Origin of the sequence: Bradyrhizobium sp. 137 (assembly GCF_023074095.1) — a bacterium.
Classification (GTDB): domain Bacteria; phylum Pseudomonadota; class Alphaproteobacteria; order Rhizobiales; family Xanthobacteraceae; genus Bradyrhizobium.
Genome location: NZ_JADPKU010000003.1, coordinates 68,568 through 78,155, shown reverse-complemented (window position 1 = coordinate 78,155; position 9,588 = coordinate 68,568). Strand labels below are relative to the sequence as shown.

10 protein-coding genes are annotated in these 9,588 nt (G+C 61.8%); 3 read left to right on the top strand and 7 right to left on the bottom strand.

The genetic code is table 11. The annotated features are described in order from the left end of the window. Nucleotides 1-159: 159 nt before the first annotated feature. The gene (locus IVA78_RS34495) at nucleotides 160-321 is read right to left on the bottom strand and encodes a hypothetical protein (RefSeq protein WP_346275277.1); all 162 of its coding nucleotides are present in this window, start codon (nucleotides 319-321) and stop codon (nucleotides 160-162) included. A gap of 584 nt (nucleotides 322-905) precedes the next feature. On the opposite strand from IVA78_RS34495, the gene IVA78_RS00740 reads away from it, so the two are divergent. Both IVA78_RS00740 and IVA78_RS00735 read left to right on the top strand, forming a co-directional pair. Beyond that, entirely contained in the window at nucleotides 906-1,244 is a 339-nt protein-coding gene (locus IVA78_RS00740; RefSeq protein WP_247279952.1) for an H-NS histone family protein, read from the top strand. Nucleotides 1,245-2,060: 816 nt separating this feature from the next. Beyond that, nucleotides 2,061-2,393 carry a hypothetical protein gene (locus tag IVA78_RS00735; protein WP_247450688.1) on the top strand — a complete coding sequence of 111 codons (333 nt, stop codon included), beginning with the start codon at nucleotides 2,061-2,063 and terminating at the stop codon, nucleotides 2,391-2,393. 1,411 nt (nucleotides 2,394-3,804) lie between these two features. On the opposite strand, the gene IVA78_RS00730 is transcribed toward IVA78_RS00735, so the two are convergent. From IVA78_RS00730 to IVA78_RS00705, 6 genes are all read right to left on the bottom strand, one after another. Beyond that, nucleotides 3,805-4,641: a transporter substrate-binding domain-containing protein gene (locus IVA78_RS00730; protein WP_247463686.1), complete on the bottom strand. Its 837-nt coding sequence runs from the start codon at nucleotides 4,639-4,641 to the stop codon at nucleotides 3,805-3,807. Between the two features lie 69 nt (nucleotides 4,642-4,710). Further along, nucleotides 4,711-5,193, bottom strand: a complete 483-nt coding sequence (locus tag IVA78_RS00725; protein WP_247281351.1) for a MaoC family dehydratase — start codon at nucleotides 5,191-5,193, stop codon at nucleotides 4,711-4,713. Nucleotides 5,194-5,202: 9 nt separating this feature from the next. Beyond that, nucleotides 5,203-6,786, bottom strand: a complete 1,584-nt coding sequence (locus IVA78_RS00720) for a CoA-transferase (protein ID WP_247281352.1) — start codon at nucleotides 6,784-6,786, stop codon at nucleotides 5,203-5,205. A 16-nt stretch (nucleotides 6,787-6,802) separates the two neighbouring features. Continuing rightward, nucleotides 6,803-7,945: an acyl-CoA dehydrogenase family protein gene (locus IVA78_RS00715; protein WP_247415300.1), complete on the bottom strand. Its 1,143-nt coding sequence runs from the start codon at nucleotides 7,943-7,945 to the stop codon at nucleotides 6,803-6,805. A gap of 12 nt (nucleotides 7,946-7,957) precedes the next feature. Continuing rightward, a complete protein-coding gene (locus IVA78_RS00710; RefSeq protein WP_247281354.1) occupies nucleotides 7,958-8,326 on the bottom strand; it encodes a hypothetical protein in 369 nt (122 codons plus the stop codon). A gap of 3 nt (nucleotides 8,327-8,329) precedes the next feature. Then, on the bottom strand, nucleotides 8,330-9,406 hold the full coding sequence (locus IVA78_RS00705; protein WP_247281425.1) for a LacI family DNA-binding transcriptional regulator: 1,077 nt from the start codon (nucleotides 9,404-9,406) through the stop codon (nucleotides 8,330-8,332). Between IVA78_RS00705 and IVA78_RS00700 the strand changes: the two genes are divergently transcribed. Next, nucleotides 9,309-9,548: a hypothetical protein gene (locus tag IVA78_RS00700; RefSeq protein ID WP_247281432.1), complete on the top strand. Its 240-nt coding sequence runs from the start codon at nucleotides 9,309-9,311 to the stop codon at nucleotides 9,546-9,548. The genes IVA78_RS00705 and IVA78_RS00700 overlap by 98 nt on opposite strands. Nucleotides 9,549-9,588: the final 40 nt, after the last annotated feature.

Below are 9,588 nucleotides of genomic sequence, written 5' to 3'. Positions count from 1 at the left end.
GATGATCTGCTCTTCCGTAAAGCGGCTGCGCTTCATGCTCTGGTCCTCATATGGGCCAGAGCGAACTTCAATCTGGATTAAGTCCAGGGGGCAAGGTCACGAGCATGGATAAATCTGAAGTCTCATTGTGAACCGACGAGACGTTTCTCTGCGTTCGGTTTACTCTTTGTCTTCTGTGACGAACTGAACTCCGACGTGAGAACCATCCACCCAAATTAGCTCGCAGCGCCGAAATGCCAGACCCGTGGAGGACAGAACCAAGAAGAATTCCTGTGCTTTCAGGGGATCTGTCGAGCCGTCAACCTCAAGCTTGGCACCCATTGCAGAGGCATCGACAAGGGTCAGCTTCGCCGCCACGTCCCGTGGACACCCATGATGCTGACCGTATGCTTGTGTTCAAAGCGAACACGGTGAGCTTTTCGGTTGTTTTCCATCATCTGCAATCCCTAATTTCAAATCAGTTTCTCCAAATAAATGCGCCGCCTTCCTGCGCGTCTCTGCAATAAGCAAACTCGATCTTCGCCGACTGAGCCAGTAGAGCCGTCTTCTGGCCGCTTCATTTAGTTGTGTCTGTCCCACCATCAATCGGATGCAGCTACTCGCAAGCTCATAAATCAAGACAGCCCGAGCGAATGTCATCTGTTGTTTGAATGTCGAGAGCTTGAACCTGCGACAACAGAGCGGCGACGTTCGGCCCAATGCCGGGCAGTCTCTGGCATGAGGGACTTGTCTCAGATTTCGCCTTGTATGGCTGCCGAAATATGAGCACTGAGGACATTGTCGCAATTCTCAATTCCGGATCGGCATGGCCTTGCCGAACATAAACAGGAGACGATGAAAAATAGAGCGATACGAATACACCCGACTTGTTTGCTGGGCCTTCTCCCAAGAATTCGGATCGAGCCATGAACGCCGCCCATTTCAATTCGCTCTCCCTTGACGAGCTCTGGAGATTTCATCAGCAGGTCACCGCCAGCCTTACTCAGAAAATGTTAGTGCAAAAAGCAAAATTGGAGGAACGGCTCCACAAGATTGGACTCGCTGACGAGGCCACAAGGTTCGATCGTAAGCGCCGTCCATACCCGCCCGTTCGTCCCAAATATCGCAATCCAAGGAACCCGGCGGAGACATGGTCGGGTCGCGGCAGGCTGCCTCGCTGGCTGCGGCCGCAGCTTCGAGGCGGCGGGAAGTTGGACGACTTCCTAATCGACCAGACTTCGGTTCAAAAGCGGCAGACCAATTGAGCGCTGCGGGCGCGACCGCGTTGGAAAGAAGGCCAACCCCACATCCTTTCCTTGTCTGGCATCCGTTTGGCTTCTCCGACTGAAAGAACACGAAGGCCAGCGCCGCAGCATCGAACAGCCCTATCGGGCAATCTTCATTCACCACGGCTTGCGTTGGCGGTGGAACGTCTCGCTCTAACGCCCGTGCGAGCCGGTAGGGTTTGCTTTCTGAGGTCATCGCCGAGACGCGAGCATACGCCGAACTGACATGTTGGCGCTCGTATGTATGTCCCCGCACTCCAGTAGCTTGGACGCGTGGACACCAATACACAGGCTCTAGACGCGAGCGGACGTTCTACGAAGCTGGAGACATCCGTCGAATGGCCCAAGGACTCGATCGCGGCACCCACAGTAAGTGATGAAGCGACTACACCAGCGCGACAACGCCGCGCATTTGTAGGTCGAACGAAAGTGCGCACTCGATCCGACTTACGATAAGTTCTGCTAGGATCGGGCGAGGGCACGCATCGTTAGCCACTGGCGCGACCGCGAGAAACTGCGCAACATCGACTTGGCTAGCGTGGGCAAGCGGCTATGGAGCTCCGGGATGGGGCCGCCGAAGTCGGAGCGATCAACGCGCTGATGCCGAGTTCGGAAGCGGACGCGCTTGCAAAACACAGTCCCACCGTCATTTGGTCGCTCCGGGGGCCGCCAGACATCACTCCTTTGGTCTTCTGCGTGTGATGCGCCGCTGATTTATTCGTGCCGAGATGCATCGGCTGTTAAGGGTTGATTTAGTTCCCGGCACGATCATTGGGGACCACAAGGGACCCGAGCATGCAACTGCATCATGCCAATACCTTGGAAAGGTTCGAGACTGTCGCGGATCAAGGCAGTTGCGAGGTCGCGACCCGGCCCGTCACTCTCGACCAATCAGATTTCTCGACCTCCAATCGAGATGAGGTCCTGGCGCTATTGGCGCCGAGCGGCCTTGCAAAACGCACTTTTTGGCTCGTCGTGGCCGCCTTGGCTGGGGGCTTCGGATTGGGATGGGCTGGTGCTTGGTACGGTCCTGCAACTATCTCGCCTCTCAACCCAATTGCTCAGGTAGAGACCGTTTCGCGCCGCATGCCGGACACAAAGTCAGGCGGCAGGATCGAAAGCGCTTGAAAGGTAGCATCAGCCTCGGACTCGCGAACACCGCCTGGTGTAGGTCAGCCCTCCACAACAAGCGCGAGCCTTGCTCCGAAGCCCTTGGCCAAAGCGTCGAGTGGGGCGCAATCGGCGGAAGCTTCGAACCAAGCTTCTTCGGCCGGCGAGGCGGACATGTCTGTGACCGGCTCGCTTGGGTCTGCGGGGCCGCTCATGTCGGTCCCCGAGACAAGACCAACGACTATTAGGGGGTGGGCAGTCCTTGACGTTCGCGGTGGAACGGCGGTGCTCGAAGGGCCCGATGGGATTCGAATGGCAGCACGGGGCGACGTGGTCCCCGGCATCGGGCGGATCGACTCTATCGTGCGTTGGGGCAACCGCTGGATAGTTGCAACGCCTGGTGGATTGATCTCGACGCCCTAGGCGTGAACGGCTGCGACGAAGAGGCATGCCATCCATTCGTGCGGCACACACTGCAGGGCGCGGGCCCGGGTTTTTGCAATTCAGTTTCACCCGATCTAGCCAGGACTGTTGAGCCATCGACCTCGAGCTCCGGCGGAATTCGAATGGGCGATCTTTGCCTTCGGAGGGCAGCGCTCATTCTTCGAACTCAGTATAGGCCGAAGCTTTCGCCAACCTGCTGTCCTGATAACGCACGCGCCTACCAGCGGACCGCAGCCCGCAAGTTTGCTTGCTCTACCGCCGCCAACACTACGACCGTACTTGTTCTTCCCTAGGCCTGGCCAGAGCGGCACGTTACTTTGCGGCCGAAGGAAACGGGATTGGTAAGGAGGATTCGAACTAGCGTGGTACTGCACGACCTCATCTAGTACAGCAATGCTGTACCGACCGGACGTGCCATGTTCCACGGGGCTACGAAGCCCTCTGAATAAGCACTTGAAACGAAAGGAGAATGCCTCAACTGTTAGCCTGAAAACTTTAGTCGGCCCGAACATCAGCTATACCAGACGAGACGATAAAGCGAAATAACTGTTAGCGCATCGATTTTGCATTGCCCCCGTGATTGGATTGGAGCGAGAGTTCGAGTGTTTCAATTGGTTAGAAGGCGGCGTGTGCACAACGTGTGCACCGGGAGATCAAGAAAAATCTTGCGACAGCCAATGAGGAGCAAGTTCTCTTAAGCGGACGAGCGGACTTCAGTGGTGCAAGTGCAACGCAAGATTTCGAGAGTGACGGCAGACTACGCGAGGCTGACGAGCAACCTCAGTTCTCGAATATGAAAATTGACACTCAATCGGCGCGTAATGGCGTGGGCGTGCTGATCCACCCGAGATCAAACCGTTCCTGGGGTGTGGGTTGGTCGCGTTTCCCGCGACCAACGAGTAAGCAGGCAGATGCTCCTGTTCTCCCATCGGCGGCAGTAGGTCGATCATATGTGCGCTGCCACACATGAGATAGCGCGAGCTTGTCAATTCGTCGGCCCATCCCCGCGAATGGCGAACGTCGTGGCCTTCAGCTTGGTCATGCCGAACTTGTCGAACAGCTTGTCGTAGGTGCCGTCGGCTCGGATCGCGGTGAGCGCATCTGCTGCGGCTTGCGCCAGCAGCTTGTCGCGGAAGGCGAAGGTGATGTCGGTGCCGGCGATGTCGCGGACCCAGATCTTTGCGATGCCTTTCTGCTCGAGCGCGTTCGCGGTCTCGTTGATGTTGAGAGCGGCTTCGAGCTGGCCAGCACGCAGCGCGGCCGAGGTCGCGGTCACCGTGGCGAAGGTACGCAGTTCGACCGGCTTGAGGCCCTTGGCCTCCATCGCGGTGCTGAACTCGCGCGCCTTGCGCTCGGTATAGGTCGCCGATTCCACGCCGACGATGCGGCCGGCGAGATCCTCGAACTTCTCCAGCTTAAGGCTGGAGGAGGGATCGGTGTAGATGCTGATCGCCTGCTGCGCGTAAGGCACGAGATAGAGCATCTTCGAGCGCTCCTCGGTCCAGAACAGGCCGGTGTTGATGGCGTCGAAGCGGCCGGAGCGAAGCGCCGGGATCATCGGCGGGAAGTCCATGCGCAGGAAAACCGCCTCAACGCAGATGCGCTTGGCGATCTCGCGGGCGAGCTCGACATTGAGGCCCTGCAGCTCGCCCTTGTCGTCGACGAATTGCTGCGGCGGCAGCGTCGGGTTGATCGACATCTGCCATTTCGGCGCCTCGATCAGGCTCGACGCCGGCACCTTCGGCGTACAGGTTTGGGCTCGGGCCGCCTGGGACAGGCCGATGAGCAGAGCTAGGGCGGAGAGGGTTTTTCGATATCGCATCTCAATACTCCAATCAAAGCGTGGGTGCAGAGGAGCCGTCCTCCGGTCCGCGTTTTCTTCAATGTCTCGTCATGTTTCCACCGTCGCGTCGGCTTGCCGGGTCAGGATGAGCGAGATGTGGCGCGCCGCGGTCACCACCTCGTCGCGCTGGTTGAGGAGGTCGAGCGTCTCGACGACGATGCCGCGCTCCGGATTTTTGGTCGGCCGCTTCTCGACGAAGCGGAAGCGGACACGCAAGGTGTCGCCGGCGACGATGGGGCCCTTGAACTTCACCTCGTCCCAGCCGAGCGAGGCGACCGAGGTCTCCTCGTACAGTTTCAGCTCCGACTTGAGCCCCTCCATCAGCGACAGGCCGAACAGGCCATGGCCGATGACCGCTGGAAAGCCGCGCGAGCGCGCGTAACCTGAGTCGATATGAAGCGGATGATGGTCGCGCGTGACGTCGGCGAAGACCGCGATATCTGCCTCAGTCACGGTGTGCACGGCGGTCTCGAACTCCGCGCCGAGCGCGATGTCCTCGTAGCGGAGATTGATCGGAGCGCTCGCGTCCATGCTGATCCCTCAGGCGACCTTGCGCGGCCGCGCCGGCAGGGCTTTGAAGCTCTGCGCGATGCCCATTGGGCCCGAACGGAAGATGCGCGGATCCATGTCTTTCAGCTGCGGGCTGATGCGCGGCTTGAAATCCATACGGGCGAGGATGTCCTCCTCAAGCCGCGCGCCCGGCGCGATCTCGGTCAGGGTCACGCTGCCGTTCTCGAGCTCCAACATGGCGCGCTCGGTGACGTAGCTGACATGCTGGCCGCGCTGTGCCGCCAGCGACGCGCTGAAGCTGATCTGGCCCACTTGTGGCACGAATTTGCGGAAAGCGCCGTCGCGACGGATCGCCAGGCGGCCGTTCTCGACGCCGATGTCGAACTTGCCGCCGGTCATGGTGCCGCTGAAGATCAGCCGCTTGGCGTTCTGCGTGATGTCGATGAAGCCGCCGGAGCCGTCGCGGCGCTCGCCGAAGCGGGTGACGTTGACGTTGCCGGCTTCGTCCACCTCCGCGAAAGAGAGGAAGGCGCAAGAAAGGCCGCCGCCATCATAGAAGTCGAACTGATAGGCCTGATCGAGAATGACGCGTGGATTGATGGCGGTGCCGAATTCGCGGGCGTGACCGGGCACGCCGCCGACCACGCCGGATTCCACCGTTAGCGTGATCAGGTCCGAGATGCCTTCCTCGGCCGCGACATTGGGGATCATAGCGGAGATGCCGACGCCGAGATTGACGACGTCGCGAGGGCGCAGCTCGAAGGCGGCGCGGCGGGCGATCACCCGCCGTTCGGTGAGCGGATCGGGCGTGATCATCGCCACCGGGACGCGCGTCTCGCCACAGCGTGCGGGGTCGTAGGCGGTGCCGTAGGTCTGCATCTGCTCGGGCTCGAGCACGATGTGGTCGATCAGGAAGCCCGGGATCTTCACCATCTGCGGATGGATCGAGCCGCGCTTCACGATGCGCTTGACCTGGCAGATCACGGTGCCGCCGGCATTGTGCACGGCCTGTGCGATCGAGAGATCCTCGCGCGTGGTGCCCTCGTGCTCCATGCTGATATAGCCGTCCTCGTCCGCGGACGTGCCGCGGATGATGGCGACATCGGGCGGGGCGGGCACGCGGTAGAGCAGCCACGACTGGTCATGCAACTCGAGCAGGTCCACCAGCGGCGCTGTGGTGCGCTTGTTCATGCGGCCGCCATCCTGCCGCGGGTCCATGTAGGTGTTGAGACCGACATGGGTGAGCACGCCCGGATGCTTTGCCGCCATGGCGCGGCAGAGCTGGCTCATCACCCCTTGCGGGAAATTGTAGGCGTCGATCAGCTCGTCGCGGACGAGGCGCATGAACGGCACCTGGAGGCCGAAATTGCCGCCGATTACGCGCGCGATCAGGCCTTCATGGGCGAGATGGCAGAGACCCTTCTCGGTGACGGCGCCGACGCCGGTGATGTTGATGAGCGTCAGATTGTGCGGACCCTGGCCGCCGAGGAAGCGCTGCTCCAGCGCCTCAAGGATCGATTCGGCAGCGCCCGTGCCGCCATTTCCCCCGACGATCAGCGTGTCAGCATCGCGAATGAGACCGGCGGCCTCTGCCGCTGTGATGATGCTCAGCATGAGCGCGCTTCCCGCATCACGCGGCCTCCTTCTCGACCTGGCGGGCGATGATCAGCCGCTGGATCTGGTTGGTGCCTTCGTATATCTGGGCGAGGCGGACGTCGCGGAAGATGCGCTCGATGCGGTACTCGCGCGAATAGCCGTTGCCGCCGTGGATCTGCAGCGCGTTGGAAACGTGCTTCATCGCCATGTCAGTGGTGAACAGCTTTGCCTGCGCCGCCTCCTTGGCGATCGACTCGCCGGCATCGTGCAGGCGCGCGGCGTGGTGGATCAGCAGGCGCGCGGCGGCGATGTCGGTGGACATGTCCGCGAGCATGAACTGTACGGCCTGGAAGCCGATGATGGCCTGGCCGAACTGCTTGCGGTCCTTTGCGTAAGTCGTGGCGTCCTCGAACGCCGCCTGCGCCATGCCGAGCGCCATCGAGGCCATCATGAGCCGGCTGAAGTTGAAATTGCTCATGGCCATCTTGAAGGCCTGGTTCTCCGGCCCCATCACGCTGTCGGCGGGGAGGCGCACGTCTGAGAAGGTCATCTGGCAGTCGTCGAGGCCATGCATGCCGAGCAGCTCCTCGTTCTTGCCGCGGGCGATGCCGGGCAAGGTGCCGTCCACGAGAAGACAGGAAATGGCGCGATGGCCCGCATCTGCGCCGGTGCGCGCGAACACCATGATGCGGTCGGCGACGCCGCCGAGCGTCACCCAGGCCTTGGTGCCATTGAGCCGCCAGCCATTGCCATCGCGCACCGCGTTGGTGCGGATGCCCGCGACGTCGGAGCCGTGGTCGGGTTCCGAGACGGCGGTCGCGGGAATGATGTCGCCGTTGAGGATTTTGGGGATCAGCGCCTTGTGCGCCTCAGTGCCGTGATGGTCGAAGAACAGCACGGCCTCGACGGGAATTGCGAAGGCGTTAGCGACCGCGCCGGAGCAGCGCGCCAGCTCCTCCATCGCGATGCAGGCAGCAATCGCATCGAGACCCGCGCCACCGGCGCCTTCCCGCAGGCAGATGCCGAACAGGCCGAGATCGGCCATGCCCTTGTAGAGCGCGCGGTCGAACCGGTCCTCGCGGTCGATCGCGGCGGCGCGCGGCAGGATCTCCGCTTCGGCGAAGCGGCGGGCGGTCTCGCGCAGGGCTTTCTGGTCTTGGCTGTAGAAGCGGTCCATGGCGTGCTCCCGTCAGTCGCTGGCGAGCTTGGAATCGTGGGAGACTTCGCTGCGGGCGCGATCGAGGAAATAGATCGCGACGTCGTCGCCCGGCACGCCATAGGCGCTGCACACGCCGCGGGTTAGCGCGATGGCGGCGGCGCGACGCTCAGCCTCGCTGCGGCGGAAGGCGTGGACCTTGAGCAGGATGCGCTGGCCGGTAGCCTGCGCGCCGAACGTGCCGGCATGGGCGTAGTCGTCAGGCGCAATCGGCAGGAAATAGAGTGTGACTGTATCGGCGGCGACGCCGAACGCCGACATCAGGCCGTCGGTCACCGAGCGCGCCACCGCGGCCTTGCGCTGGGACGGGACTTGCGGGGCGAGCACTTCGACATACGGCATCGATCAGACCTTCGCGGATTTGGCCGCAGATGATTTGGATGAAGACGATTTGAACTTGCCGGATTTCGCAGGGGCCGGGGCTTCGATCTGGCGGCAGGAGTCGCGCTTGATCAGCCGGGCACCGACGCGATATTCGCGGACGCCGTCATTGCCGTTGCCCTTGCTATTTCCCTTGGCGTCCATGCGATGCAGCAGCCGGTCGACGGCGAGATTGGCAAGATCCCGCGCGCCGTTGTCGACGATGCTGATCGCCGGGCGATGCCATTCGAACCACGGCATGTCCTCGTAGCAGAGCAGCGACAGATCGTCGGGAATGACGATCTTCCGTTCCGCGGTGACACGCAGCACGCCGAGCGTTGCCTCGTGGTTGGCGACGAAGATCGCGCTGGGCGGGCGGGGAAGGTCGAGCAGCTTGCGGGCGGAGGTCGCGCCGGTCTCGGGCTCGAAATGGCCGGCATGGATCAATGTGTCGTCCCTGACGATGCCGGCCTCGCGCAGGGCGCGGACATAGCCGGACAACCGTTCGCGGCCGGACGTGGTGTCCTGGCGGCCGACGATCAGCCCGATGCGCTTGTGCCCGAGCTCGATCAGGTGACGCGTGCCGAGATATGCGCCTTGCGGATCGTCGGCGAGCACGGTCTCGAGATCGGTCGCGTCGTCGCGCCGCACCAGGCAGACGATGGGCACGTCCTTCGAGAGCGCCTTGAGCTGCGCGCCGTTCTTGCCGGTCGGCACCACGATCAGCCCGTCGATGCGGTGGTCGACCAGCGTGGTGAGGGTGTCGCTCTCCTGCTGCGGATCGTCGCCGCCGATGCACAGAAGCATCTGATAACCCAGCGCCTTCACGCGCGCCTGCACCACTTCGGCCATCACCTGGAACGAGGCGTTGGTGAGATTGTGGACGAGAAGCGCCACCAGCCGCGACTGTCCGGTCTTCAATCCGCGTGCGATCGGGTTCGGTCGATAGCCGAGCTCGCGCGCGATGCGCACCAGCCGCTGCTGCGTGCGTTCGCTGGTCAGGCCGGTTCCCGTCAGCGCTCGGGAAGCAGTGCTGACTGAAACGCGGGCCGCCTGTGCCACATCTTTGAGCGTGACGCTCATCAAACCTGCCGATAAACTGCAAACGATTGCAGAAACGCTAAGAGCTTATTCCACACCAATCAAGCTTAAAAAATGGATGGTGTTGCCCAATGCAGAAACATTTATGCAAACGATTGCATAAGGCGTGCGGTTATTCCGCAGGCGGCATCCATCGCCTGAAT

Excerpts from the sequence above, each read along its gene's own strand:
- IVA78_RS34495 (WP_346275277.1), bottom strand. The coding sequence starts at position 321 with ATGGGTGCCAAGCTTGAGGTTGACGGCTCGACAGATCCCCTGAAAGCA.
- IVA78_RS00740 (WP_247279952.1), top strand. The coding sequence starts at position 906 with ATGAACGCCGCCCATTTCAATTCGCTCTCCCTTGACGAGCTCTGGAGA.
- IVA78_RS00735 (WP_247450688.1), top strand. The coding sequence starts at position 2,061 with ATGCAACTGCATCATGCCAATACCTTGGAAAGGTTCGAGACTGTCGCG.
- IVA78_RS00730 (WP_247463686.1), bottom strand. The coding sequence starts at position 4,641 with ATGCGATATCGAAAAACCCTCTCCGCCCTAGCTCTGCTCATCGGCCTG.
- IVA78_RS00725 (WP_247281351.1), bottom strand. The coding sequence starts at position 5,193 with ATGGACGCGAGCGCTCCGATCAATCTCCGCTACGAGGACATCGCGCTC.
- IVA78_RS00720 (WP_247281352.1), bottom strand. The coding sequence starts at position 6,786 with ATGCTGAGCATCATCACAGCGGCAGAGGCCGCCGGTCTCATTCGCGAT.
- IVA78_RS00715 (WP_247415300.1), bottom strand. The coding sequence starts at position 7,945 with ATGGACCGCTTCTACAGCCAAGACCAGAAAGCCCTGCGCGAGACCGCC.
- IVA78_RS00710 (WP_247281354.1), bottom strand. The coding sequence starts at position 8,326 with ATGCCGTATGTCGAAGTGCTCGCCCCGCAAGTCCCGTCCCAGCGCAAG.
- IVA78_RS00700 (WP_247281432.1), top strand. The coding sequence starts at position 9,309 with ATGCGCACCAGCCGCTGCTGCGTGCGTTCGCTGGTCAGGCCGGTTCCC.